Raw genomic sequence first — 26,043 nt, forward strand, 5'->3', positions numbered from 1 at the left:
AGTCACACCGCGCAGCCCCGACCCGCATTTATCTCCTGCGCCCCAGTGCCGCCGCGGCGATGAGGATCAGGGCGATGATGACGAGTATGGGCTTGTCACCAAAACGCGCGTAGGGCGTCAGGCCCGTCATGCCCTGAACGGAGACAGGCAAAATGCCAGCTTGGTGTGCCGGCAGTTGGGCGGCGACGGCGCCATGTGCGTCGATGGCTGCGGTGATGCCCGTGTTGGTCGCTGCCAGCATGGGACGGGCGGTTTCCAGGGTACGCAAGCGCCCGATCTGCAGATGCTGACGCAATGCCCAGGTATCGCCGAACCAGCCCAGGTTGCTGACGTTGACCAGGATGGTGGCGCCGGGCTCTCCATTGGCGCCGGGATGCAGCGCAGGCAGGAGCTCGACGCCGAAGAGGTCTTCGTAACATATGTTGAAGGCGACGTGCTGGTCGCGCACGTGAAACGGCGCTTGCCGGCGTTCACCGCGATCGAAATCCCCTAGGGGAATACTGAGCATGTCGACAAACCAATGGAATCCGGGAGGGACATACTCTCCCCACGGCACGAGATGGTGCTTGTCATAGCGTTGTTCTGTGGTGCCCTGGCGCAGTTGTTCCAATGGGGTGTCGGCGTTGAAGCCGATGACGCTGTTGGTGTAGCTGTCATTGCCGTCGGTGCCCTTGGTGCGCAGCGGGACGCCCATGGCGATGGTGGCCGAGTTGCGTGCGGCCAGGGTGCGCCAGGCTTCCCAGACGGCAGGGTCCAGGCGGTCCTGGAAAATGGGCAGTACGGTTTCGGGCAGGATGATCAGTTCGGCGGGCGGGGCTGGCAGCGCAGCCAGCTCGAGGTGACGGCGGATGCCCAGTTCCAGCAACTGAGGGTCGAATTTTTGAGACTGCTCGACGTTGCCTTGTATGAGCCGCACTTGCAGAGGCGCCCCGCTGGGCTGCGACCAGTTGACGCCGCTCAACGGCCAACCGGCAATGACCAGCAAGAGCGCCAGCGCGCAGGCCAGATTGCGGCGCGCGTCCCCGGCTTTGATATTCCCGCGGGCCGAGCGCAGGGCCTGCCACAGTCCCGCGAGGGCGGCGGCGGCGAAGGCTGACAGTAATGCCATGCCATGGATGCCCAGCACGGGCGCCCAGCCGGCAAGCGGACTATCAACGTGGGCGTAGCCGATATTCAGCCACGGAAATCCTGTCAGGACAGTGGCCCGGATCCATTCCAGCAAGGCCCACGCTGCTGCCCAGGCGGCAGCCGTGACCAGCAGCCGGCGAGCGGGTGATGGATTGGGTTCGCCGAGGGCCACTGGCGGGCACAGCCAGCGCGCCAGCATGCCAGCTGCGGCGGGAAACAGGGCAAGAAAGGCCGACAAGGCCAGTACGCCAGCCACGGCCAGGGGCGCGGCCAGGCCGCCGTAGTAATGCAGGCTGACGAAAATCCAGTACAACCCCAGCGAGTAGCTGGCAAAGTTGAACAGCCAACCTCTCAACAGGCTCTGCCGCAGGCTGACCGCTCGCAAGGTGGCGTGCGCTGCGCACGCCAGCGCCAGGATCTGTACCAGCGCCAGAGACCACGCGGGTAAGGGGCTTGGCGCAAAGGTCAAGGCGTGTACAGCGCCTGCGGCCACCAGGCCCAGTGTTGCCCAGAGAGGGGCGCGGCCGAACGTCATCCGTTGTTGCTCCGAAAAAAACCGGCATTGATGCCGGGAAGGAAAGGGATACCGCAGCAAGGCTGCACAAGGGGGGTGATCACGACCTGTGACAACCCTCGCCAATCGGGGCCAGGGCAATCAAAGGGCGGGCGATGCCGCGTTAGCGGTGCTGTTCGCATCAGCGCCTGGGACGCGTTTGGCGCGAAGCCATAGCGCACGGCGCGCGTCGGCCCGTATGACCTCGATCATCATATCGCCGTGCGAGGCGCTGTCGCCTCGGCGCGGGATGCGTCCCAATTGGCCGCCCAGCCATCCGCCTACGCTGTCGTATTCGTCGTCGGGCAAATCCGTCGCAAAGGCTTCGTTGAAGTGACTGATTTCCGTGGTGGCCATCAGGCGCCACTGATTTTCGCCTTCGGGGAAAATGCTTTGCTCGTCTTCTTCGTCGAATTCGTCTTCGATGTCGCCAACGATCTGTTCGAGAACGTCTTCCATGGTGACCAGGCCGGAGATCCCGCCGTGTTCGTCGATGACGATGGCCAGGTGATTGTGGCTGGCACGGAATTCGCGCAGCAGTACGTTCAGACGCTTGGCTTCAGGGATAAAGACGGCCGGACGGATGAGCGAACGCAATTCCATATCCGGGTCCAGCATGCCGCGCAGCAGGTCTTTGGCCAGCAAAATCCCGATGATGTTGTCGCGATCGTCTTCGTAGACCGGAAAGCGCGAGTGCGCAGTATCGATGATAAATGCCAGCTGTTGTGGCAGGGGCAGGGATACGTCAAGCAAATCCATGCGCGAACGCGGCACCATGATGTCGGCGACGGTACGTTCGGATACGGCCAACGCGCCTTTGATCATGCCGTACGATTCGACGTCCAGCAGGTCTCGATCATGGGCGGCATCCAGGACGGCTTTAATGCCCTCGCGGTCCTCGGGCTCGCGCCGGACGAGGGCCAGAATGCGGTCTAGCAGGGATTTCGTTGCGGTTTTGGGCGCGCGGGTCGCGTTCGCCTCGGTGGTAGGGTAAGGGTCGGACATCGTCCTAGCGGACAAGTTATAGAAAGGTCAGCATAACCGAATATCGGCTGCAAATTTGTTACGAAGGCGGGGAGGCTAGGGGAAACGAGGACGGTTTGCGCGGCGGGAGAGGCCGGCTCATGGTCTGGCCCGGCCCGCCGAGGTGTGCCTCAAGCGTACGGATCGGCAATGCGCATGCCGGCGAGAATCTCGGTTTCGAGGGTCTCCATGCGGCGGGCGTCGCGCGCCTTGATGTGGTCGTAGCCCAGCGCGTGCAAGACGCCGTGTACGGTCAGGTGAGCCGCGTGGTCCAGTAGGGTTTTGCCCTGTTCGCGGGCCTCGCGTACGAGCACAGGGACACAGATGACGATATCGCCGCGGGCCGTGCCGAGCGGATCCGTGCCGTATTCGAACGTCAGTACGTTGGTAGCGTAGTCTCTTTCGCGATAGGCGTGGTTGAGCTTGCGGCCCTCTGCCTGGCCTACCAGGCGCAGGCTGAATTCTGCCCGGGTGCAGTCGACCAGGCCGTCACGCGCGGCCCCGTCCAGCGCCCGGCGCGCCCAACGGCGCAGGCGCCAGCGCGGCAGGCGCGGCTCGGTGATGCCGTATTGCACAGCGAGGGAGAGTTCGGGCAGAGTCAGCTCGGCGTTCATGGTGGTGGTGTGAGCGGCAGGCGCAGACCGGTCAGGGTTCATGTTCTATTGCGGGCGGCCCCAAGGGCCGGATGCGTTGGCTGGCCTGTTAATGCACCGGTTTTGGTCGGCGCATTGCCAGGCTGGCACGTCGCTCAGGATTCCTCTTCGGCGGCTTTGTCGTAGGCGTCCACAATACGGGCGACCAGCGGGTGGCGCACCACGTCGCGGCTCGTAAAGCGGGTGGTCGCGATACCCTGGACGTCTTCGAGTACCCGCACGGCATGCGCCAGACCGCTCTGTTGACCGCGCGGGAGGTCGACCTGCGACGGGTCGCCGGTGATCACGGCTTTGCTGCCAAACCCGATGCGGGTCAGGAACATCTTCATCTGCTCGGGCGTGGTGTTTTGCGCCTCGTCCAGAATCACAAAGGCGTGATTCAAGGTGCGGCCGCGCATATAGGCCAGCGGCGCGATTTCGATGGTCTGTTTTTCGAACAGGCGCTGGACTTTGTCAAAGCCCATCAGGTCGTACAAGGCATCGTAGAGCGGGCGCAGGTACGGGTCGACTTTCTGGGCCAGATCGCCGGGCAGAAAGCCCAGGCGTTCGCCAGCCTCGACCGCGGGGCGGGTCAGCACCAGCCGTTGCACCGAATCGCGCTCCATGGCGTCGATGGCGCAGGCAACGGCCAGCCACGTCTTGCCCGTGCCGGCAGGGCCGATCCCGAAGGTGATGTCGTGCTTGAGAATGTTTTCGAGATATTCACGCTGCCGAGGGGTACGCGGCCGCAGATCGCTGCGCCGCGTCCGCAGGGCGATGCCGCCATCTTCGCTGGCGGTAGGCAGCGAGGCCGGCTCGATGCCGCGCGGGTCGGTCGGCTGCGATTCGTTGCGGCCCACGCCCATTTCGACCAGGCCGAGTTGAATATCGTCGACCGACAGGGCGCGATGCACGGCTTGTTCGTGAAAGCGTCGCAGGGCGCGGCCGGCTAGTTCGGCGCGTTCGCCCTCGAGGGTGACGCGGTTGCCGCGGCGTGCCAGGGTGACACCCATGCCATCGGCGAGCTGACGGAGATTTTCGTCGAGCGGGCCGCAGAGATTGGCCAAGTGGGTGTTGTCGCCTTCCAGGTTGATGATGGTCGGCATGGTGCGTCGGGTGCGGCTGCGTGGTGCGGTCATTCGTGGCCTTATGCGGGACTGTGTGCAGAGTGTTGCGCGGCAGGCGCCGATACGTCGTGATCCGGGCCCTCGACGTCCGCGACGCGGGCGCGCAACGAGTTGGGATAGGCTTCGGTGATGATGACATCCACCATCTGGCCGATCAGCCGGGCCGGCGCGGGGAAGTTGACGATCCGGTTGTTTTCCGTGCGGCCCATCATCTCGTTAGGGTCGCGCCGAGATGGGCTTTCTACCAGGATGCGTTGGCGAGTGCCGACCATGGATTGCGCGATGGCGGCGGCCTGTTTGTTGATCAGGGCTTGCAATTGCTGCAGGCGACGCAGCTTGACGTCCTGCGGTGTGTCGTCGGTCAGGTCGGCGGCAGGGGTGCCGGGGCGGCGTGAATAGACGAAGGAGAACGAGGTGTCAAAACCCACGTCCTCGATCAGTTTCATGGTTTTCTGGAAGTCTTCTTCGGTTTCACCGGGGAAGCCCACGATGAAGTCCGATGACAGGGTCAGGCCGGGGCGCGCTGCGCGCAGGCGCCGCACCACGGATTTGAATTCCAGTGCGGTATAGCCGCGTTTCATGCCAGCCAGCACGCGGTCGCTGCCGGCTTGTACGGGCAGGTGCAGGAAGGAGACCAGCTTGGGCAGGCGAGCGTAGGCATCGACCATGCGCTGCGTCATTTCCTTGGGGTGCGAGGTGGTGTAGCGGATGCGCTCGATGCCGGGGATTTCGTGCACATATTCCAGCAGCATCGCGAAATCGGCGATTTCGCCCGAGTCGCCCATGGGGCCACGGTAGGCGTTGACGTTCTGGCCCAGCAGGGTGACCTCTTTCACGCCCTGATCGGCCAGATCGGCAACCTCGATCAGCACATCGTCAAAGGGGCGCGAGACCTCGACGCCACGCGTATAGGGCACCACACAGAAGCTGCAGTATTTGCTGCAGCCTTCCATGATGGAGACGAAGGCCGAGGCGCCGTCCACCCGAGGAGGCGGCAGGGCGTCGAATTTTTCGATTTCGGGAAAGCTGATGTCAACCTGGGATGCTCCGGAGTCGCGCCGGCGCTGAATGAGTTCGGGCAAGCGGTGCAGGGTTTGCGGGCCAAACACGACATCCACGTAGGGGGCGCGTTTGACGATGGCCGCACCCTCCTGGCTGGCCACGCAGCCGCCCACGCCGATCACCAGATTCGGATTGGTTTTTTTCAGGTGCTGCACGCGGCCCAGGTCGGAGAACACTTTTTCCTGTGCCTTTTCACGCACCGAACAGGTGTTGAACAGGATGACGTCGGCGTCTTCGGGGTTGTTGGTGAGCTCCAGGCCCTGGTCGCCGCGCAATACATCGGCCATCTTGTCCGAGTCGTACTCGTTCATCTGGCAGCCAAAGGTGCGGATGTAGAGCTTGCGGACCCCGGACGGGGGCGCCGTGACGCCAGCGTCGGGCACTAGGGGATTCGGGGTGGCGGGGGAGGATGCTGCGGGCGCAGGGGCGCCAGCGCGCTTGAGTGAGGTTTCTTGCATGATGTGCGCCGTGACGGGTGTAGATCCCGGGGGCGAAAGGAAAAGAAACAATCATTTTACCGCGTGCGGGTATTTCAGTCTTGGTCTGGAGACAATTGGCGTATACGATGTGGACCGCGCGGCACCGCCTTGATGGGTCGTGAATGGTTCGCTATCTACTCTTATCTCCATGACATCTACTCAAGGTTTGCCTCCTGTCTCCCCCGTGGAGGCGATTCCCACGACCGAGGCCGAGGTCGTCTCGGCCCCTCATGTGATTTCTCATGCTATGGCAGATTTCCCGCGCAGGCCTTTTCGTGGCGTGTTGTTGACCGCGTGTTTTGCGCTGTTGCTGCTATTGATGAGCCGCTGGGTCGACCAGCCGTTGACCCTGGCTATCGAAAAGCATATGTCGCCGGTGGTCAACGAGGTCTTTGACTACATTGGTTTTCTAGGCGATAGCGAGATGTATTTGTTCGCGGCGCTGTTCGTCTACGTGGTGTCGCTGATCGGTATTCGCCGTGGCTGGGCCTGCCCGTTCCGAGCGGGTTTTGAGCGGCTGGCCCGCTATGGCGTGCTGGTGATCGGCTCGATGGCCGTGGGTGGTTTGATTACGCTCATTCTAAAAAAACTGGTCGCGCGTACACGGCCCGAGGTGTTGCTCGAAGATGGGTGGCACGGCCTGGTTGAGCCGTTTACTCGGGGTCATGACTACACCTCTTTTCCGTCCAGCCACACGCTGACGGCGTTTGCGGTCGCTGCCGCTATCGGTGAGATCGCGCCTCGTTGGCGGATGCCGGCGTTGTTGCTGGCGGCCTTGGTGGCGATCAGTCGCGTGATCAATCGGGATCACTTTCTTTCGGATGTCACGGCCGCTGCGGCGATTGGCATCATGGTGGCGCATTACCTGGCGCCGTATGTGTTGGATGAGCGGCATCGCTGGATGCTGCGAAAGCCCTGGCGGAAGTAGTTTTTCTGCGAGTTGGCTCGGGGCCGAGGTGTATTCAGGCTCGGCCGAGCGCCCCCTCTATCCGCATCGTTTCCAGACCCCGTCAAACCGGTCCGCTCAGGGCCCGGACGGGGTGCTGTTGCTTGTAACGCTAAAATACCTGCGCTCGTTTGCAGTCTGCCAATAAGAGTTTTCTGCCGAGCAGTGTGGGTAATCTGACACAAAAAAGCAAAGATTTAAACGGGGGGACCATTTCACGATGGTCTCTGGAAGAAGGAATTCGATATGCCTGACTTGCGTCCTCACAGTCGCAGAACCTTTCTGCTCGCCTCTAGTGCCGGGATGGCACTTACTGGCTTGGCCGTGCCTCTGCGTGCCAATGCCAAAGAAGCCGCAGTTCAACTTGATAAATACGAGCCCGTCTATTTCACGCCCGATGAGTGGAGCTTCGTGCTCGCGGCCACCTCCCGGCTGATCCCCTCTGAGGGCGACGGCCCTGGCGCGCTGGAAGCTCACGTTCCGGTGTTTATCGATCGCGAATTGGCGGGCGAGTATGGCAGCGCCAAGGATTGGTACATGCAAGGGCCGCACGACCCCACTGCGAGCGCTGACCGAGGCTGGCAAAGCCCGCTGAATCCTGCGGAACTCTACCGCAAGGCGATCCCCGCGTTTAACGCCTGGTGTGAGTCGCGCTGGAACAAGGATTTCAAGAGCCTGCCCCCCGAACAGCAGGACGAGGCGCTCACCGCGCTGCAAAAAGGCGAAGCAAAGCTGGCGCCGGAACTCAGCTTCTTCTTTGCCACGTTGTTGAGCAATACCAAAGAAGGCTATTTCGCCGACCCCATGTATGGCGGCAACTATGGCATGCAATCCTGGAGCTATATCGGGTTTCCGGGGGCACGCGCCGGCTTTACAGAGTGGGTGGACCAGCACAATGTGAAGTATCCGCTGGGTCCGGTTTCCATCAAAGGCGAAAGGGCTTGAAGCATGGCACGCATTGAAAAAAAGAAGGACGTGGTAATCGTCGGTTTGGGCTGGACAGGTTCCATCGCAGGGATTGAGCTGGCCGCTGAAGGGCTGGAAATCGTGGCACTGGAGCGCGGCCGCGACCAGAACACGGTGCCTGAGTTCAAGTATCCCAACCAGATCGATGAGCTGAAGTATGGTGTGCGGCTCAAGAACATGCAGCATCCCAGCCAGCAGACGGTGACGGTTCGCCGTCGCGATTCGGAAATCGCTTTGCCGTATCGCTCGATGGGCTCATTTCTGCCTGCTAATGGCGTGGGCGGTGCCGGTACTCACTGGAACGGTCTGCTGTGGCGGCCGCAGCCTGAAGAAATCCAGTTGCGCAGCTACGTGAAAGCGAATTGGGGCGAGTCCATCATTCCAGAGGGAATGAATTTGATGGACTACCCGGTGACCTACGATGAGCTGGAGCCGTTTTTCACGCAGTTTGACCGCGTCGCCGGCATTTCTGGCAAGGCAGGTAACCTCAAAGGCAAGATCCAGGAAGGCGGGAATCCGTTTGAGGGCTGGCGATCGGAGGACTATCCCATGCCGCCCCTGCCGCGTACCTATGACTCGACCAAGTTCGAGGCCGCCTGTAAGGCCATGGGTTATCACCCGTTCCCCGCGCCAGCAGGGGTCGCGTCCACCGCCTACGTGAATCCGTACGGCATGCAGATGGCGCCGTGCAATTTCTGTGGTTTCTGCGAACGCTATGGTTGTTATCAGTATTCCAAGTCGTCGCCGCAGACCGCCATCCTGGACGCACTGAAGCGCAAGCCGAATTTCACCTATCGCACGCATGCCGAGGTGCTGCGCGTAGAAATCGCGGCCGATGGCAAGACTGCCACTGGCGTGACTTACTTCGATGCCATCAATCAAGAAGAAGTCTTTCAGCCTGCCGATCTGGTGATCCTGTCTGCGTACCAACTGAATAACGTGCACCTGTTGCTGGTGTCGGGCATTGGCAAACCCTATGACCCGGCTACTAACGAAGGCGTGACGGGCAAGAACTACGCCTATCAGATGAACGGTGGCGTGACCATGTTCTTCAAGGATGCCAATTTCAACCCCTTTATCGGGCACGGCTCGAACGGCATCTGTATCGATGACTTCAGCGTCAACCAGAACGACTTTGGCAAGCTGGGCTTTATCGGCGGCGCCTACTGGCGCTCGGGTACCTTTAATGGACAGCCTATTCGCTCTATGAGTTTGCCCAGCGGTACGCCGACCTGGGGCGGCAAATGGAAGGAAGCCATCAAGGAATATTATGGCCGCTCCATGTCGATCGGCTCGCATGGTTCGCATATGTCGTACCGCGCCAACCATTTGGATTTGGACCCGACTTACAAGGACCCGCATGGCCGCCCGTTGATGCGCATGACCTTCAATTGGCAGGAAAACGATCTCAAGATGAACCAGTACATGAAGCTCAAGGCCGCAGAGGTGGGACGCGCGATGAAGCCGGACCTGATGCAGCTGGGATTCAAGGATATCGGCGCGCAGTACGACGTGCGGCCCTATCAGACCACGCACAATACGGGCGGTCACATCATGTCCGACAGCCCGCTCGAAGGCGTGGTGAATCGCTATTGCCAGGCCTGGGACAAGCACAATGTGTTCGTCATGGGCGCAGGCAATTTTGTGCAGAACACGCAGTACAACCCGACCGGTATGGTCGGTGGCCTGGCCTACTGGACGGTGAACGCCATCCGTACGCTGTATCTGCGCAATCCCCGTCCCCTGGTTTGAGGAGAACAAGATGAAAAAAGTGCTCCGTATTCTGGGGGTCTTGGTGGTACTGGCGATTGTCGGTCTGCTGGCCTTTATCTATGTTCCTGTCCAAACCACTCCGCCCAAGGAGATCTTGGCGGCCGATGGAAAAATCGAACCCGGCCGTGGCGAATACGTCATGCGTGCGGGTGACTGTATGGCGTGCCATACGGCGACTGGCGGCTCGCCTTTGGCCGGTGGCCGGGGCATCGAAAGCCCCATGGGCACCATCTGGTCGTCGAACATCACTCCCGACAAGGAAACCGGCATCGGTAACTGGACGCTGGATCAGTTCCGCGCCGCGATGGTCGATGGCGTGGTCAACGGTAAGCACCTGTACCCGGCCATGCCCTACGAGAACTATCGCTTTATGAGCGAGAGTGATATCCAGGCTTTGTATACGTACCTGATGAACGATGTGAAGCCGGTGAAAAACGAGGTGCAAGCGACGGAACTGGCGTTCCCGTTCAATCTGCGCTTTGGCATCCGGGCCTGGAACTGGTTGGCTTTGAGTGGCGATTCGTCCTTCAAGCCGATGGAGGGCGGCAATGAGCAGCAGCTTCGAGGCCAGTATCTGGTCGAAGGCGCCGGCCACTGTGCAGCCTGCCACAGTCCGCGTACGGCTTTCATGGCACAGGATGGCACGCGCTTGGGTGACGCCAATTTCCTGACGGGCGGTGAGTTGGACGGCTGGAGTGTTCCTGCGCTGCGAGGTCCCAACTCGGGTATCGAGAAATGGTCCACTGCGGAACTGGCGGCGTATCTGGGCACGGGGCGTAATGCACACGCCATCGCGAATGGGGAAATGGCATTGGCAATCGAGCATTCATTGCAATATCTGAATGATCAAGACTTGAATGCGATGGCGGTGTTCCTCAAGTCCGCGGATGGTCAGGCGGTGCAAGAGGCGCCCAAGCAGGTGGCCGCGCCTGGTCCCCGTCCGATGGCGGCTGCGCCCGCTGACGAGGCTGGGCAAGCAACTGCCAAAATGCTGACGGCTGCTTCGCCTGATATGCCTCTGGGGGCGCGTCTGTACCTGGACAATTGCGCTGCTTGCCACTTTGTCACTGGCAAGGGAGCTCCGGAGATATTCCCTGAGCTGCAGGGCAATGCGATGATTCAGGGCAAGGATCCTGGTCCGCTCGTATCGGTCATCCTGAACGGGACTTCTGTTCCGTCGACGGATCGACGCCCGATGCATCTGGTGATGCAGGGGTATTCGGATCGTTTGAATGACGAGGAAGTCGCGGCGCTGGCTAGCTTTGTGCGTTCCGGATGGGGCAACAAGGGCGGTGAGGTGTCGGCGGACCAGGTGGCTAAGGTTCGCTCGGCAGGTTCGCAGCATTGAGTGTGAGGGGTCTGGCTTTACTGCTTTGTTGGTAGGGTCGGACTGTTTGCTGTGTCTGGGGCTGTGTTTTTGTCTGTTTGAGTTGGGTTCTTGAGCCGTTTGCCGCAGCCGGGTAGGCGTGGCGGACGGGCCCGGTCGGCTGACTCGTCCCCTCAACGGGGACTCGGCCTTCGCCCGCGCATCATCGGCGGGCCGGGGGCCAAACTCGCTTCGCTCAAACATGGCCCCCGGACTTCCCCCGCCAATGATGCGCGGGCTCGGCAGCCTCCAACAGGCCCGCCCGCCACGCCTACCCGGCTGCGGCAAACTCACGGCAAATGACGCGCTCACAGTCCTGACGGTGTGTGCTCTACTTTTAAAGGCGTTGAGGCGTTGAGGCGTTGAGGCGTGTGGGCGTCGGCGTTGGCATGTAAATGCCGCCTGCGTTTGCTCAAAAAAATCGGGCACCTGAGTTTTCAGGTGCCCGATTTTTTTGCGGGATGAGGGATCACATCAGCGATCAGGCGATCTCGGCGTCGCCCTCTTTTTTGACCGGCTTGATCAGGTCTTCACGCTTGACACCCATCCACATGGCCAGTGCGGCGGCCACGAAGACTGACGAGTAGATACCGAACCAGATGCCGATTGTCAGCGCCATGGCGAAGTAGTGCAGTGAGGGACCGCCGAAGAACAGCATGGCCAGCACCATCATCTGGGTGGAACCGTGAGTAATGATGGTCCGGGAGATCGTTTGGGTAATGGCGCCGTTGATCACCTCGTGCACGTCCGCTTTACGGTATTTGCGGAAGTTTTCGCGAATCCGATCCATGATCACCACGGATTCGTTCACGGAGTAGCCGAGCACCGCCAATACGCCTGCCAGCACGGATAGGGAGAACTCCCACTGAAAGAACGCGAAAAAGCCAAGAATGATCACCACGTCATGCAGGTTGGCGATCACGCCGGCGACCGCGAATTTCCATTCGAAGCGTATGGCCAGGTAAATCATGATGCCCAGCACGACGAACAGCAGTGCCATCAGGCCGTTGTGCAAGAGCTCCTGGCCGACCTGAGGGCCGACGAATTCGACGCGGCGCAGGTTCGCCGAGGCGTCCGCAGCCTTTAGAGCGCCCATGACGGTTTCGCTTTGCGTTGCCGAGGTTTGACCCTCGGTCAACGGCAAGCGGATCATGACATCGCGCGAGGTGCCGAAGTTTTGCACCTGGAAATCAGAGTAGCCGAGCTTGGATACGGCAGTACGCACGCTGTCCAATTGCGCAGTCTGTGCGTAGTTGACTTCCATGACCGTGCCGCCGGTGAATTCGATCGACAGGTGAAAGCCGCGGGTGATGATAAAGAACACCGCCGCCAGGAACGTCACCAGGCTGATGATGTTCAGCACCAGTGCGTGGCGCATGAACGGGATGGTGCGATGGATACGGAAAAATTCCATGTTTCGCCTTGAGTCTTATCGATGTTGGGCGGCTGGGCCGCCCAACCAGGTCAGTTTGCCTTGGGTTTCCAGACGGTGCCGATGGACAGGCTCGCGAGTTTTTTCTTGCGGCCGTACCACAGGTTGGCCAGCGCGCGTACGCCTACCACCGAGGTGAACATCGAGGTCACGATACCCAGGCAGTGCACGACGGCGAAGCCGCGGATCGGGCCGGAGCCGAATGCCAGCAGTGCCAGACCGACGATCAATGTCGTCAGGTTCGAGTCCAGAATCGTGCCCCAGGCGCGTTCGAAACCTTGGTGAATGGCCTGCTGCGGAGAGGCACCGTTACGCAGTTCTTCGCGGATCCGTTCGTTGATGAGCACGTTCGAGTCGATGGCCATACCGAGTGTCAGCGCAATAGCGGCAATACCGGGCAGGGTCAGCGTGGCTTGCAGCATCGACAGCAGCGCCAGCAACAGCAACACGTTCATCGTCAGGCCAATCGTCGAGAAGACCCCGAACAAGTGGTAGTACAGAATGATGAACACGGCGATGGCCAGGAAGCCATACAGCGTGGAGTGGAAACCCTTGGAGATGTTGTCCGCCCCGAGGCTCGGGCCGATGGTGCGCTCTTCGATGATGGACATCGGTGCGGCCAGGGCGCCGGCGCGCAGCAGCAGGGCGGTATCGGCGGCTTCTTCGGCGGTCATGCTGCCGGAGATCTGCACTTGACCGCCCGCGATTTCGCTGCGGATGACCGGTGCAGTGACGACTTCGCCTTTGCCGTTTTCGAACAACAGGATCGCCATGCGCTTGCCGACGTTGTCACGTGTGACATCGCGGAAAATGCGGGCGCCTTTGCCGTCGAGGGTCAGGTGCACGGCGGCTTGCTGGGTCTGCGAGTCGCGGCCGGGCTGGGCGTCCTGGAGGTTTTCACCGGTCAGGACGACCTGGCGGCGAACCAGCAGGGGACGGCCATCGCGGTCGGTGTAGCGTTCCAGGCCAAAGGGCACCGTGCCACCCATCAGGGCGGTCTGCGCGGCCGGAGAGTCGTCCACCATGCGGATTTCCAGCGTGGCGGTACGACCCAGCAGTTCCTTGGCCTTGGCGACGTCTTGCACGCCTGGCAGTTGGACAATGATGCGATCCGAGCCTTGTTGCTGAATGACAGGTTCGGCCACGCCCAACTCGTTGATACGGTTGTGCAGCGTGTTGATGTTTTGTTTCAGTGCGGAATCCTGCACGCGGGTGACGGCCGCAGGACTGAGCACGCCGATCAGCGTCGCGCGATTGCCGTCTTCGCCGGTCGTGAATTCCAGGTCTGGCAGGCGGCTGCGCAGAATACTCTGCGCACGATCGCGTTCGTTGGCGTTGCTGAACGTGGCAACGACGGACGAGCCGGAGCGTTCGACCCCTTGGCTGGGGACTTTTTCATCGCGCAGCGAGGTGCGTACGTCGGCGGCCAGCGAGTCGTAGCGGGCTTGCAGTGCGCCTTGCATATCGACTTGCAGCAGGAAGTGCACACCGCCACGCAAATCCAGGCCCAGATACATGGGTTTGGGCTCGAACCAGCCCAACGCACGCATCCAGGGCGGCGAGGCGGGCAGCAGGTTCAGCGCCACCGTGTATTGCGGGTCGCCGGGGGTGGTGTTCAGTGACTTGTCGAGCAGGTCGCGTGCTTGCAGTTGCACGTCGGTGGACGGCAGTCGGGCACGGATCGTACCCAGCGTACCGTTTTGCTCGTAGTACACGCTGGAGACGGGAATATTTCCGGCAGTCAGTATTTGTTCGACTCGGCCGAGCATGGCTTCGTCGACTTTGATCGTGGCTTTGGCGCTGGAGACCTGCACGGCGGGGGACTCGCCGTAGAAATTGGGCAGGGTATACAGCAGGCCAATAATGACCGCGACCAGCACCGTGATGTACTTCCAGAGGGGATAGCGGTTCATTGGCGGCTAGTTCATGCGAGATAACGGAAAGGCCCCACGCTGCGTCTTCGGCTTGCGACACCCAAAGGGGCGCTTTTGCGTTGGGGCGGCCCGGTGGCAAAAAGGCCCCCTTGGGTAAGGGGGCCGGATATGACGCTTACAGGGCCTTGATGGTTCCCTTGGGCAGCACGGTCGAGACCGAGGTTTTCTGCATCAGGACTTCCACGGGCTTGTCGGCCAGGTCTGCGATTTCGACGGTGATGTAGGTGTCGGTGACCTTGGAGACCTTGCCCAGCATGCCGCCGGCGGTCAGGACTTCGTCACCCTTGGCGAGGTTGGCCACCAGGTTGCGGTGTTCTTTCTGGCGCTTCATCTGCGGACGGATCATCAGGAAATAGAGGATCACGAACATCAGCACGATGGGCAGCATGCCCATCAGCGCGCTGCCTTCGGGGGCTGCCTGGGCCAGAACGATGCCGGCGGTATCGATAACGGACATGGTAAATCTCCTGAATGAGGTGTTCGGGTCGAATTATGAAAGGTTTTTGTAGCGCCCGTCCCCGCGCGAGCCTTGGACAGGGCAAGCCGACTATTGTAGCGAGGTTATGCGCTCGGCAGGGCCAGGGGGGAAATCCAGGGTGTTACCGGGCGGTACAGGGCCAACCTGTGCAGGTCAGCGAGCGCGGCGCTGGGGGCGCCACGAGGTGCCGGCCTCGCCCGATGGAGGTACAACGACGACAGCGCTGTTTTGTCCCGGGCGGGCGAGGCTATTACGGGGATGTTGCTCGTTGCTAATCAATTCCGCGTGCCCGGTCGGCCGCAAACTTGGCGCGCCACGCCTGGAAGGTGCCTGCGGCAATGGCTTCGCGCATTTCGCCCATGATCGTCAGGTAGAAATGCAGGTTATGCAGGGTATTCAGGCGTGCGCCTGTGATTTCGTTGGCTCGCTGCAGATGATGCAGATAGGCGCGCGAGAAATGGGCGCAGGTGTGGCAGGCGCAGCTCGGGTCCAGCGGGCGAGTGTCGTCGCGGTATTTGGCATTGCGGATCTTGATGTCGCCGTAACGGGTGAACAGCCAGCCGTTGCGGGCATTGCGCGTAGGCATGACGCAATCGAACATGTCGACGCCGCGCGACACGCCCTCGACCAGATCCTCGGGCGTGCCTACGCCCATCAGGTAGCGCGGCGCCTGCGCGGGCAGGCGCGGCGTGACGTGCGCCAGGATGCGCATCATGTCTTCTTTAGGCTCGCCTACCGACAGGCCGCCGATGGCGTAGCCATGAAAACCGATATCCGTCAGGCCGGCCAGGGACTCGTCGCGCAGCGATTCGTACATGCCGCCCTGCACAATGCCGAACAGGGCATTGGGATTTTCCAGACGGTCGAATTCCTCGCGCGAGCGGCGTGCCCAACGCAAGGACATGCGCATCGAGCGGGCTGCCTCCTCGGTGGTGGCGGGGCGGCCATCGATCTGGTAGGGCGTGCACTCGTCGAACACCATGACGATGTCGGAGTTCAGCGAGCGCTGGATACGCATGGATTCTTCGGGCGTCAGGAACAGCTTGGCGCCATCGATGGGCGAGGCGAATTTCACGCCTTCCTCGGTGATTTTGCGCATGCCTTGCAGGCTGAACACCTGGAAACCGCCAGAATCGGTCAGGATCGGCTTGTCCCATTGCATGAATCCGTGCAGGCCGCCGTGACGATCCAGGATGTCAGTGCCGGGGCGCAGCCACAAGTGAAAGGTGTTGCCCAGCACGATTTGCGCGCCGATTTCCTTGAGCTCGTGCGGCAGCATGGCTTTGACGCTGCCGTAGGTGCCCACCGGCATAAAAATGGGGGTCTCGACCACCCCGTGGTTCAGGGTGACGCGGCCGCGGCGGGCTTGGCCGTCGGTCGCCAGGAGTTCGAAATTCAGTCCAGTCATGGTCAGGCAGAGGGAGATTCGATGAACATCGCGTCGCCATAGCTGAAAAAGCGATAGCGTTGGGCGACGGCATGGATATAGGCGCGGCGGATAGGCTCGACGCCGGCCAGGGCGGACACCAGCATGAGCAGTGTCGATTGCGGTAAGTGGAAATTGGTGACTAGCGCATCCACGACCCGATAGCGATAGCCAGGGGTGATGAACAGGCGGGTGTCGCCCTGAATAGGGGTTAATGGCGCGTCCGGACCTGCGGGATTTTGCGCTGCGGCCGATTCCAGGGCGCGCACGCTGGTGGTGCCCACGGCGATCACACGCCCGCCCTGCGCCCGTGTACGCGCGATGGCGTCGATCACGGGTTGGCCGACGGTGTACCACTCGGCATGCATGATGTGATCGGCGATGTTGTCGACCCGCACCGGTTGAAAGGTGCCGGCGCCGACGTGCAAGGTGACAAAGGCGCGTTCGACGCCCAGTTCCGCGACGCGGTCCAGCATGTCCTGGTCAAAGTGCAGGCCAGCCGTCGGCGCGGCGACCGCACCCGGCTCGCGGGCGTAGACCGTCTGATAGCGGTCTTCGTCGGTGGCGTCGGCCGCGTGAGTGATGTAGGGCGGCAGAGGCGTCGCGCCGTGGGTATCCAGCAAATCCAGAACCGGTGCGGGAAACTGCAGGTCAAACAGTTCGCCGGCCCGGCCTAGTACTGTCACGTCAAACGCATCGGCCAAGCGCAGCGTTGTGCCCGGTCCGGGTGATTTGCTGGCCCGGACATGGGCGAGCGCACGGTGCGATTCGACGATACGCTCGACCAGGACCTCGACTTTGCCGCCGGTGGCTTTCTGGCCGGTCAGGCGCGCCTTGATGACGCGGGTGTCGTTGAACACCAGCAAATCATTGGGGCGCAGCAGATTGGCCAAATCAGGGAACCGCCGGTCATGCAGTGCGCCTGATGCATCCAGATGCAGCAGGCGGCTGCCGTCGCGCGTTGCCGCAGGTGTCTGGGCAATCAGCTCGGGCGGTAATTCGTAATCGAAGTCGGAAACAGTGAGGGTCGAGGACACGCGGAACAATTCAAGTAAAACGCCAGGGATCGCCGCCCCATTGAGGTAGGCGGAGGGCGTGGATTGGGCCATATTGTAAGTGCCTGGCCGCCCATCCTCTAATGACTCCCTCTCGTCGACCCTTCCGTGAGCTGTTCGCCACGCACTGATCGAGCGTCGATGATGTTGTTGCCATCCCACCAGTTCGCATGGACGTATTGACGCTACAGCCACTTGTCAAGCAGGTTCGGTATGCTTGCGTTTTTGAACATCATCGGCATGGCGGCGGGCATAGCATGACAGGACAGGCGGACAAGCGACACGGGCGACTCAAACGATGGTTCGTGGCGTGCGCACTGTTGGGGGCGGCGGCCATGGCGCAGGCACAAGACGTCATGCCTGATGACCTGACGCGAGCTTGGAAAGCATCAGGGCTGCCAGGCACATCGCTGTCGCTGGTCGTACAAGAGCTCGGTGGTCAGCGGATCGTGGCGATCAATGCCAACGAGCCTCGCAATCCCGCGTCAGTCATGAAACTGGTCACCACTTGGTCCGCCTTGTCGGAACTGGGGCCCAACTATGTCTGGCGTACGGATTTTCTCTTGGAGCCGGGCGCCGGCCCTGACACACATGGCGCGTTACGCGGCCCCTTGTATTTGCGGGCGGGGGGAGATCCCTATTTGCTGATACAGGATATGTGGACCCTGTTGCGCGAGTTGCGCCTGCGCGGGGTCAAACAGATAGGCGATCTGGTGATCGACCGCAGTATTTTCGGCAATGTTGCGACGGATCCGGGCGCATTTGACGGTGCGCCGGATCGTGCCTACAACGCCAGTCCCGATGCGTTGATGGTGGGATTTGGCGCTTTGCGCCTGCTGTTTACGCCGGACCAGGCGGCCCAGAAATGGGTGCCGATCATCGATCCGCCACTACCAGGCATACGGCTGGAGGGACAGGTGGGTTGGAGTACGGCGCGCTGTCCCGGCCCTCCTGTGGTGACGACAGATCCCGTGCTGACGCAGCAAGGTGTTTCCATCCGGCTGGGCGGCACGGTGGCGGGGTCTTGCGGGGAATTCAGTTTGTACCGCCTGGCGCTGTCGCAACCGGAGTTCACCGAGTCCCTATTCCGCCAGTTGTGGCGCGAACTGGGCGGGACGTTCAAGGGGAAAATCCGTGCCGGCCGGGTGCCCGCCGATGCGGTGGTGCTGGCCTCGCACGAGTCTCCCCCGTTAGGTGAAGCCATTCGCCAGATCAATAAACGGAGCAATAATGTGATGGCTCGCACGGTCCTGTTGACCCTGGGGGCCGAGCGCGGTACGCGGCCGGCGACCACGCAGACCAGCGAGGCAGTGGCCAAATCGGTGTTGTCTTCCCAGGGGTTGAATATGCCGGAGCTGGTCATGGACAACGGCGCGGGCCTGTCGCGCGACGCGCGTGTGTCGGCCGAAAGCCTGGCGTCCATGTTGACCTTGGCCTGGCAATCGCCGCTGATGCCCGAATACCTCTCTTCGCTGTCGATTGCCGGCGTGGATGGCACGATGCGCCGGCGGTTGAAAGGAGAGGAAACCGTCGGTATGGCCCACCTGAAGACCGGCTCCTTGCGAGACGTAAGGGCCGTGGCGGGCTATGTGCTGGGCGCCAGTGGCAAGCGCTATGTGGTAGTCAGCATCGTTAACGATCCAAACGCGGCGGCGGTGCGCAAGTTCGATGATGCGTTGATTGAGTGGCTGGCAGCGAAATAAATCGATGGAATCGATGCGGGCGGCGAGCGAATTCCGTGTTCAGCGCTTGGGCCGCGCCCATCGATTTCGCCGGATGGGCGACTAAATCGCCAGCGGATGGACGGCAGCGCCGGGCCGTAGCGCTAAAATTCATTCTGTTTTGACTTGGCCGCCTCGCTGCCCCATTGTTTTTGGAGACTTCCGCACATGCCCGTGCACGAAATCCGTCATCCGCTGATTCGCCACAAGCTCGGCATCATGCGTCGTGCTGACCTCAGCACCAAGAGCTTTCGTGAGTTGTCTCAAGAAGTCGGCGCTTTGCTGACCTATGAGGCATCCAAAGACCTGCCTTTGGCGGCCTCTACAGTCGAAGGCTGGTGCGGTACGGTCGAGGTCGAGAAAATCGCCGGTAAAAAAGTGACCGTGGTGCCCATTCTGCGCGCCGGCATCGGCATGCTGGATGGCGTGTTGAGCCTGATTCCCGGTGCCAAGGTCAGTGTCGTCGGCGTTGCCCGCAACGAGGAAACGCTGCAGGCGCACACATATCTAGAGCGCCTGGTCGGGGAGTTGGATCAGCGCCTGGCGCTGATCGTCGATCCCATGTTGGCCACGGGGGGGTCGATGGTGGCGACGATCGATATGCTCAAACGCGCCGGCTGTCGCGAGATCCGGGCGTTGGTATTAGTGGCGGCGCCGACCGGGATCAAAGCAGTGTTGGATCGTCACCCCGATGTCCATATTTACACCGCGTCGATCGATCAGGGGTTGAACGAAAACGGCTACATCATGCCGGGCCTGGGTGATGCGGGCGACCGTATCTTTGGCACGAAGCAAAAGGCGGAATAAAGCCCGATGGGCGCCGTTGTCAGCCTGGCGCTTTACCGCCGTCACGGGCGCGAGCACGGTCATCCCAATTAGCTCGATTCTGGTTAGCGACTTTAATACGTACGAGGAAAGAGGCCGGGACCCTTCCGCCGCTTTCCGTTCTTGCCAGCGTCAATATCAGGCGGCGAGTGCTTCGCGGCGACCCTCTTCGTAGCTGCCAAACCAATGCAATTGGCGGGCGAGCCCGGCGACTTCGCCGATCACCAATAACGCGGGGGCGCGTACATTGTGGCTGTGTGCCACGGCCGCGAGTTCATCCAGGCGGCCTGTGACGACCCGCTGTTCGGGGCGGCTGCCGTTTTCGATCAGGGCGAAGGGCGTCGCGGCAGAACGGCCGTGGCTGATCAGCCGGGCAGACAGCGTTTCCAATTGCCCGACGCCCATATAGAACGCCAGGGTCTGGTGTTCGCGAGCCAATCCGGCCCAGTCCAAGGAGTCCTCGTCTTCGCGGCAATGTGCGGTGACCAGGCGTACGGATTGCGCATGGTCACGATGGGTGAGAGGGATGCCGGCATAGGCTGCACAGGCCAGCGCCGCTGTGATGCCGGGTACGACTTCGTAGCGGATGTGGTGTGCGCGCAGATATTCCAGTTCCTCGCCGCCGCGTCCGAAAATGAAGGCGTCGCCGCCCTTGAGGCGCACGACGCGCCGGCCGGCCTGCGCATGTTTGACCAGCAGGGCATGAATACGGGATTGCGTAGCGTTGTGGTCTTCGCCGAGCAGCTTGCCCACGGAGATACGGTCGGCATCGCGACGCGCTAACGCCAGTACGGAAGGGCTGACCAGACGGTCGTACAGGATGACATCGGCCTCGTTGAGGGCGCGCAAGGCCTTGAGGGTCAGTAGTCCTGGGTCGCCCGGGCCTGCGCCGACCAGCACGACGCTGCCTTGACTGGCAGGTTGCGGACTGTCGAGCTCGGCCTTGAGCACGCGTTCGGCTTCGGCGGGTTGTTGTTGGCGCAGCAGGCTTGCGACAGGACCGTCGAGCAGCCAGTCATAGAAACGCCGGCGTTGTTTCAGGTCTGGGCGGCGCTCGCGGATGCGCGGACGATGGCGAGCCGCCAACGCGGCCAGAGATCCCAACGAATGATCGAACAAGGACTCTATTCGCTCGCGCAAACGGCGGGCCAGTACAGGCGCTACGCCGGACGACGAAATGGCCACAATCAAGGGGGAGCGGTCGACGATGGACGGGACTTGAAACGACGATAGCTCCGCATCGTCTACGACATTGCTGAAAATGCGCCGGGCTTCAGCGGCCTCGGACACTGCCGCATTGACCGACCGGTCGTCGGTGGCAGCCACAACCAGCCAGGCTTCGTCCAGCCATGCAGCTTGAAACTCGCCCTTGAATACGCGAATGCGGCCTTGGTTGGCCAACTCGGCCAGTTCGGGCACGAGTTCTGGCGCGCCAACCTGCACATCGGCCGATGCCTCCAGCAGCACCTGGACCTTGCGCGCAGCGACTTCGCCGCCGCCGACTACCAGCACGCGGCGACCCTGTAGATCGGCAAATAAGGGGAAAAGCTTCATGAAATGATCAGCCTGGCGGGACGAGCCCGCATATGTCAAGGATGATAGGGACTGCTGTACAGCCCCACAACTTTTGATTTATTGGATTGATATAGCTATAAGTGATTAGCCGTCAGCCTTGCGGCTGCTGTGTAGTGCATTCATGCAAAACTCGTGCCACCAGGATCGTGGCCTATGACCGTCGGCTGCTGCCCTGCCGTGAGGGCCTGTTTGTCCGAACGGCGCTCATGAGTGGTATGGCTGGCACCGATATGGTGCTAAATGAGGCCCGTGTTGCACCAAACCAGGGCATGAGTAGACGTGTCAGTACGCCGAGTCATCGTTGGCGCTTTAGCTTTAGTTCGGCGTCGCTGGAAAGCCGTGGTGCTTCGCCGCCAACACGATTATCAGTGTGGCAGCCAGCAGTACGAGCAACGCGGGGGCGAACGCGGCGACGCTGAGGTGTTCCAGCAGGATGCCTCCGATGATGCCGCCACCCGCGATCGCCAGGTTCCATGCCGTGACCAGCATCGACTGCGCGACATCGGCCGCGGATCCGGCCGTTTTGGCGAGAGCCGTTTGCAGCAACGTAGGTACGCCACCGAACGCAAAACCCCAGGCGGCGATCGCAATATACACGACGGTAGGCATATTGCCGGCCACGCCTAGCATCAACGCGGCCAGGCCGAATACGGCCGTGCTGGCCAGCGTCAGGCCTCGCAGATGGCGATCAATTAGCATACCGGTGATCCATATCCCAAGCAGAGAGGCGACACCGAAGAGCAGGAGCACCACGTCGGTTCGTTCTGCCATGTCCGCCGCGGCGAGAAAAGGGGCGATGTAGGTATAGAGAATATTGTGTGCCAGCACGAACGTGAATACGACGGCGAGCACTGGACGCACACCCGCGACCGTGAACACGTCGGTCAGAGACAGCCGTTTGGCACTGACCGATCCCGCAAAGTCCGGCAGTCGGGCGCGCACCCAGACTAGGAGCACCCGCGCCAGCATACTCATGATGCCAAAGCACAGGCGCCATCCCATGACGTTACCCAGGAACGTGCCCGCCGGTACGCCGAGCGACAGTGCCAATGGCGTCCCCACCATCGCGACGGCGATGGCCCGACCCTTTTGGTGATCGGGGACCATACGCGCCGCATAGCCCGCCAGCAGCGCCCAAAGGAGTCCGGCCGACATCCCCGCGAGGAACCGCGCCACTATCGTCAGAATATAACTACCCGAAAACGTCGTGATGGTATTGGCAATAACAAATCCCACGATAGCCGTCATTAGCAGCGGACGGCGGCGCATGCTTTGCGTGGCGGTGGTCAGTGGAATCGCTGCTACTAGTGAGCCGATGGCGTAGACCGTGACGAGTTGCCCCGCCAGTGCTTCGGAAATGCTCAGACCCGCGCTGATTTGCGGCAACAAGCCTGCTGGCAGCGTTTCTGTCAGGATGGTGATGAACCCCGCCAGCGCCAAGGCCAGCAGTGATGTGAAGGGCAGGCGCGTTGTTGGCCGGTCCAGGGCGCAGTCCAGCGCGGTGGTCGTTGACTGTGTCATACATAGTCTCGGGAAACGTCGGCACTTGGCCGGTGAAATGAGGCGTGGCCGCCAGACTGTCTGACGGTCCGATTGTTTCCGGGTGGGGCGATGGCCGATTGGCGACGGCCGCCACGACGGAACGTATGAGCACATGGTGATAGAGACACCTATAAAAGACAATAATGCTATTGTTCAAAACATATCGGACAAAAATTCTCAAATAGAGAAAATGATGGAATCGCTCAACGGCATTGCGTTCTTTGTGCAGGCGGCGGAAACCCGCAGTTTTTCTGAGGCGGGCCGCCTACTCGGTGTTTCCTCGTCGGCCGTGGGCAAAAGCGTGTCGCGGCTGGAGGAGCGTCTGGGCGTGCGTTTGTTTCATCGCAGTACGCGCAGTATTACGCTGACGGCCGAAGGCGCGCTGTTCCTCGAGCGCTGCCGGCGTATCCAGTGCGAAATCGAGGCGGCCGAATTGGAATTGTCCGAGACGCAGCAATCGCCTCGCGGCCGGTTGCGTATCAGCGTGCCCCTGGCTCGCGTGCTGATCATGCCTGCGCTGATTGCATTTATGCGCCGTTACCCGGCCATTGAGTTGGACGTGGATTTTTCGAATCGTCTGGTGGACGTGATCGAAGATGGTTTTGACGCGGTGATACGCACGGGGGAGCCCGCTGATTCGCGGCTTATGTCCCGGCCGTTGGGCAGCTATCGGCTGCAGTTGGTCGCCTCGCCTGATTACCTCGCAAGACATGGCGTGCTCGAGACCCCTGCTGATCTTGCGCATCATGCATGCTTGATGCGCAAGTTTTTCACAACAGGAAAGCTGGAACCGTGGCCATTGAAACCGGCAGAAAACGGAAGGGAATGGACACTGCCGATACGGGGCGTCTGCAGCACCTCATCACCTTTGATGGATATGGCTATCGCAGGCTTGGGCATTACTTGTTTGCCGAATTTCATGGCGAGGTCGGCCATCGAGCGCGGCGAATTGGTGACGGTGCTGGACGCGCATGTCGAACATCAGGGGACTTTTCGACTACTGTGGCCGTCGAGCAAACACCTCGCCCCGAAATTACGCGTTTTCATCGATTTCATGGCCGAGTCGCTTTTTGCCGAAAAGGCCGATGCGCCAGGTGAGGTGGCTGGCTGAGCGTTTGCTTTTTGCGGTCTCTGAGGTCTGGGAAATGTCCCGCGAGTCGGATAGAGAATAGCGGGGCAGAGGATTCGTAGACGCCAGTGGCTTGTGTATCCACCCCACCTTGCACACAGCGCGAATTGCACACGGCTTGAAACGTCGAAATCAGACAAACGGTGTAGCATCCAGATGTCATATTTACGTCTGGAGTCCCGGTGGCGGCACGATATCTTTCTTTCCTGATTCTGGCGAGTTGCGCCAGTGTGACGGCCCCTGCGATGGCTGGCGTGTGCGATGCGCGTTTCATGCACGACGGTGGGGCGGTGCAATTGACGGGGTCCGGCAATTTAAAGCTGGGTGCCGATTTGACGTTTGCCGAGGTGTCCAAGACAGATTCGGCCAACTGCCGCGCGCGGGTGCAAGGCACGGCTATGTTCAGCTATGCCGGCTTGCCGGCGAGCCAGTCCAAACTCGACTATCTGATGACTATCAAGCAGGGGCAAGCGAGTTTTGTGCGTTATGCCCAGGCGGGTGAACAGCCTTCGTCGCAGGGTCAATTCGATCTGCGCATGCTGGGGCTGTTTGCCTACGATGGCGCTATTACCGGGCAGGGGCAGCGCATGCCGGGGGCGACATATCGATTGAATATCGGCAAAGAGGCCCCGGTTGGCGGACAGCCCAGCACGGTGGTGCGCATCGGCGAGAAAACCGTCGGCGCCAAATCCACGCTGGATACCGCATTGGGACGTCAATCATGCTGGCCGATCCGTTATACGCGCGATACCGATCCCACGATGGCGACGTTCAAGGGACTGACCTTGCCGATCCCAGGTATGAACACCACCGTCACCGACTGGTTTTGTCCGGGGGTGAATCTGGTCATGCGGCAGGACATCGATCAGGGCGGTGTGAAATCCGCGGTGGAAATTACCCAGGTCAAATAAAAACAGGGCTTGTGAAACCCGCTACATGCCTTACATATATATCGTCACGGCCTGGCTGCGAGAGTCGCAGCAGGCTGGTATGATGAACCTGTCATCGACCTTACTCATAGGGAGCTTTTATGCCTACACGACGTTCCGAGGAAGCCGCTAAAGAAAAACTCATCGATAGCGTCAAAAGCAGCCTGAGCGATGCCGAAGACCTGCTGCGCGAGGCCGCATCCAGTTCCGGCGACAAGGCCTCCGAATTGCGCGATCGCGCATTGGCCTCGCTGAAACGCACGCGCGAGGCGTTGTACGACGCGCAAGACGCCGTATTGGAACGCGGTCGCAAGGCCGCACGCGCGACCGATGATTATGTGCACGACAATCCCTGGCAAGCCATCGGCGTTGCAGGCGTGACCGGCCTGCTGCTCGGTTTGCTGATCGCTCGCCGATAAAGGCACGGGCCGGCCTTTCTTGAGGCTGGCCTGGTCTTATTATGGGCTTGCGGACTTCTGTATCCAGCGTGGCCAGCAGCCTGGTAGGGATGCTGCGTACGCGCCTGGAATTATTCTCCCTCGAAGCAGCCGAAGAAAAAACGCGGTTGATCAAGTTGTTGGGCTCGGCATTTGCGGCGTTGCTGTTTTTGACGTTGGCGGTGCTGGTGTTCACGGTCACCATCGCGGTGGCGTTCTGGCCTACGGAAAATCGTTACGTAGCGCTGGGATTGTTAGCTGCGGTATATGCCTTGGTCGGTCTCGTATTGCTGCTATCCATACGTCGTCAGTTGCTGTTCGGTCCGATGCCTTTCGCGGCAACGGTCGAAGAACTCGGCCGTGATGCCGAGCTGCTGGATCGTGTTCGTGCCGCGCAGGACGAGGCCGAACAAGCCGAGCAGGACGAACGCGACGAGAGAGCCGAGCAAGAGGCGCGCGCCACGCGTGCCCGGCAGGCCGCTGCTCGACGGGCACGGAGCTGACC

General features: G+C 61.1%; 22 protein-coding genes. 10 read left to right on the forward strand and 12 right to left on the reverse strand.

From position 1 onward, the window contains the following. Nucleotides 1-28 precede the first annotated feature (28 nt). From lnt to miaB, 5 genes are all read right to left on the reverse strand, one after another. Nucleotides 29-1,663 carry an apolipoprotein N-acyltransferase gene (gene lnt / locus ACYVIT_RS04915; protein ID WP_415808820.1) on the reverse strand — a complete coding sequence of 545 codons (1,635 nt, stop codon included), beginning with the start codon at nucleotides 1,661-1,663 and terminating at the stop codon, nucleotides 29-31. Between the two features lie 120 nt (nucleotides 1,664-1,783). Beyond that, the gene (locus tag ACYVIT_RS04920) at nucleotides 1,784-2,686 is read right to left on the reverse strand and encodes an HlyC/CorC family transporter (protein ID WP_415808819.1); all 903 of its coding nucleotides are present in this window, start codon (nucleotides 2,684-2,686) and stop codon (nucleotides 1,784-1,786) included. Between the two features lie 149 nt (nucleotides 2,687-2,835). Next, the gene (gene ybeY / locus ACYVIT_RS04925) at nucleotides 2,836-3,318 is read right to left on the reverse strand and encodes an rRNA maturation RNase YbeY (RefSeq protein ID WP_415808837.1); all 483 of its coding nucleotides are present in this window, start codon (nucleotides 3,316-3,318) and stop codon (nucleotides 2,836-2,838) included. A 134-nt stretch (nucleotides 3,319-3,452) separates the two neighbouring features. Next, complete coding sequence (locus ACYVIT_RS04930; protein ID WP_415808818.1) at nucleotides 3,453-4,475, reverse strand: PhoH family protein; 1,023 nt, start codon at nucleotides 4,473-4,475, stop codon at nucleotides 3,453-3,455. Between the two features lie 8 nt (nucleotides 4,476-4,483). Further along, complete coding sequence (gene miaB, locus ACYVIT_RS04935) at nucleotides 4,484-5,983, reverse strand: tRNA (N6-isopentenyl adenosine(37)-C2)-methylthiotransferase MiaB (protein WP_415808817.1); 1,500 nt, start codon at nucleotides 5,981-5,983, stop codon at nucleotides 4,484-4,486. Between the two features lie 169 nt (nucleotides 5,984-6,152). Between miaB and ACYVIT_RS04940 the strand changes: the two genes are divergently transcribed. The 4 genes from ACYVIT_RS04940 (at nucleotide 6,153) to ACYVIT_RS04955 (ending at nucleotide 11,037) form a co-directional block, all read left to right on the forward strand. Next, nucleotides 6,153-6,932 carry a phosphatase PAP2 family protein gene (locus tag ACYVIT_RS04940; RefSeq protein ID WP_415808816.1) on the forward strand — a complete coding sequence of 260 codons (780 nt, stop codon included), beginning with the start codon at nucleotides 6,153-6,155 and terminating at the stop codon, nucleotides 6,930-6,932. Between the two features lie 264 nt (nucleotides 6,933-7,196). Continuing rightward, complete coding sequence (locus ACYVIT_RS04945; RefSeq protein WP_415808815.1) at nucleotides 7,197-7,895, forward strand: gluconate 2-dehydrogenase subunit 3 family protein; 699 nt, start codon at nucleotides 7,197-7,199, stop codon at nucleotides 7,893-7,895. A gap of 3 nt (nucleotides 7,896-7,898) precedes the next feature. Continuing rightward, the gene (locus tag ACYVIT_RS04950) at nucleotides 7,899-9,668 is read left to right on the forward strand and encodes a GMC family oxidoreductase (protein WP_415808814.1); all 1,770 of its coding nucleotides are present in this window, start codon (nucleotides 7,899-7,901) and stop codon (nucleotides 9,666-9,668) included. A gap of 10 nt (nucleotides 9,669-9,678) precedes the next feature. After that, the gene (locus tag ACYVIT_RS04955) at nucleotides 9,679-11,037 is read left to right on the forward strand and encodes a c-type cytochrome (protein ID WP_415808813.1); all 1,359 of its coding nucleotides are present in this window, start codon (nucleotides 9,679-9,681) and stop codon (nucleotides 11,035-11,037) included. Nucleotides 11,038-11,536: 499 nt separating this feature from the next. On the opposite strand, the gene secF is transcribed toward ACYVIT_RS04955, so the two are convergent. The 5 genes from secF to queA all read right to left on the reverse strand — a co-directional run bounded on the left by secF (nucleotide 11,537) and on the right by queA (nucleotide 17,362). Beyond that, on the reverse strand, nucleotides 11,537-12,469 hold the full coding sequence (gene secF / locus ACYVIT_RS04960; RefSeq protein WP_415808676.1) for a protein translocase subunit SecF: 933 nt from the start codon (nucleotides 12,467-12,469) through the stop codon (nucleotides 11,537-11,539). 50 nt (nucleotides 12,470-12,519) lie between these two features. Next, entirely contained in the window at nucleotides 12,520-14,400 is a 1,881-nt protein-coding gene (gene secD, locus ACYVIT_RS04965; protein ID WP_415808677.1) for a protein translocase subunit SecD, read from the reverse strand. A gap of 136 nt (nucleotides 14,401-14,536) precedes the next feature. Then, complete coding sequence (gene yajC / locus ACYVIT_RS04970; protein WP_415808678.1) at nucleotides 14,537-14,878, reverse strand: preprotein translocase subunit YajC; 342 nt, start codon at nucleotides 14,876-14,878, stop codon at nucleotides 14,537-14,539. Between the two features lie 292 nt (nucleotides 14,879-15,170). Next, entirely contained in the window at nucleotides 15,171-16,307 is a 1,137-nt protein-coding gene (gene tgt, locus ACYVIT_RS04975; protein ID WP_415808679.1) for a tRNA guanosine(34) transglycosylase Tgt, read from the reverse strand. Nucleotides 16,308-16,309: 2 nt separating this feature from the next. After that, complete coding sequence (queA, locus tag ACYVIT_RS04980; protein ID WP_415808711.1) at nucleotides 16,310-17,362, reverse strand: tRNA preQ1(34) S-adenosylmethionine ribosyltransferase-isomerase QueA; 1,053 nt, start codon at nucleotides 17,360-17,362, stop codon at nucleotides 16,310-16,312. 275 nt (nucleotides 17,363-17,637) lie between these two features. Here queA and dacB point away from each other — a divergent pair, with 275 nt between their 5' ends. Further along, nucleotides 17,638-19,083, forward strand: coding sequence for a D-alanyl-D-alanine carboxypeptidase/D-alanyl-D-alanine-endopeptidase (dacB, locus tag ACYVIT_RS04985; protein WP_460478158.1), 1,446 nt, complete (start codon nucleotides 17,638-17,640; stop codon nucleotides 19,081-19,083). Between the two features lie 186 nt (nucleotides 19,084-19,269). Further along, nucleotides 19,270-19,908, forward strand: coding sequence for a uracil phosphoribosyltransferase (gene upp, locus ACYVIT_RS04990; protein WP_415808680.1), 639 nt, complete (start codon nucleotides 19,270-19,272; stop codon nucleotides 19,906-19,908). Between the two features lie 156 nt (nucleotides 19,909-20,064). Here the strand turns inward: upp and cysG are convergent, their stop codons facing one another. Together cysG and ACYVIT_RS05000 are read right to left on the reverse strand one after the other, a co-directional pair. Beyond that, on the reverse strand, nucleotides 20,065-21,480 hold the full coding sequence (cysG, locus tag ACYVIT_RS04995) for a siroheme synthase CysG (RefSeq protein ID WP_415808681.1): 1,416 nt from the start codon (nucleotides 21,478-21,480) through the stop codon (nucleotides 20,065-20,067). Between the two features lie 336 nt (nucleotides 21,481-21,816). Continuing rightward, on the reverse strand, nucleotides 21,817-23,022 hold the full coding sequence (locus tag ACYVIT_RS05000) for an MFS transporter (protein ID WP_415808682.1): 1,206 nt from the start codon (nucleotides 23,020-23,022) through the stop codon (nucleotides 21,817-21,819). A gap of 214 nt (nucleotides 23,023-23,236) precedes the next feature. Between ACYVIT_RS05000 and ACYVIT_RS05005 the strand changes: the two genes are divergently transcribed. The 4 genes from ACYVIT_RS05005 (at nucleotide 23,237) to ACYVIT_RS05020 (ending at nucleotide 26,041) form a co-directional block, all read left to right on the forward strand. Beyond that, nucleotides 23,237-24,154 carry a LysR family transcriptional regulator gene (locus ACYVIT_RS05005; protein WP_415808713.1) on the forward strand — a complete coding sequence of 306 codons (918 nt, stop codon included), beginning with the start codon at nucleotides 23,237-23,239 and terminating at the stop codon, nucleotides 24,152-24,154. A 263-nt stretch (nucleotides 24,155-24,417) separates the two neighbouring features. After that, on the forward strand, nucleotides 24,418-25,083 hold the full coding sequence (locus ACYVIT_RS05010; RefSeq protein WP_415808714.1) for a hypothetical protein: 666 nt from the start codon (nucleotides 24,418-24,420) through the stop codon (nucleotides 25,081-25,083). Nucleotides 25,084-25,202: 119 nt separating this feature from the next. Further along, nucleotides 25,203-25,520 carry an ElaB/YgaM/YqjD family protein gene (locus tag ACYVIT_RS05015; protein ID WP_415808683.1) on the forward strand — a complete coding sequence of 106 codons (318 nt, stop codon included), beginning with the start codon at nucleotides 25,203-25,205 and terminating at the stop codon, nucleotides 25,518-25,520. 41 nt (nucleotides 25,521-25,561) lie between these two features. Further along, nucleotides 25,562-26,041 (forward strand): phage holin family protein, encoded by a 480-nt coding sequence (locus tag ACYVIT_RS05020; RefSeq protein WP_415808684.1) that lies wholly within the window; start codon nucleotides 25,562-25,564, stop codon nucleotides 26,039-26,041. Nucleotides 26,042-26,043 lie beyond the last annotated feature (2 nt).

Source organism: Bordetella muralis, from assembly GCF_054781015.1.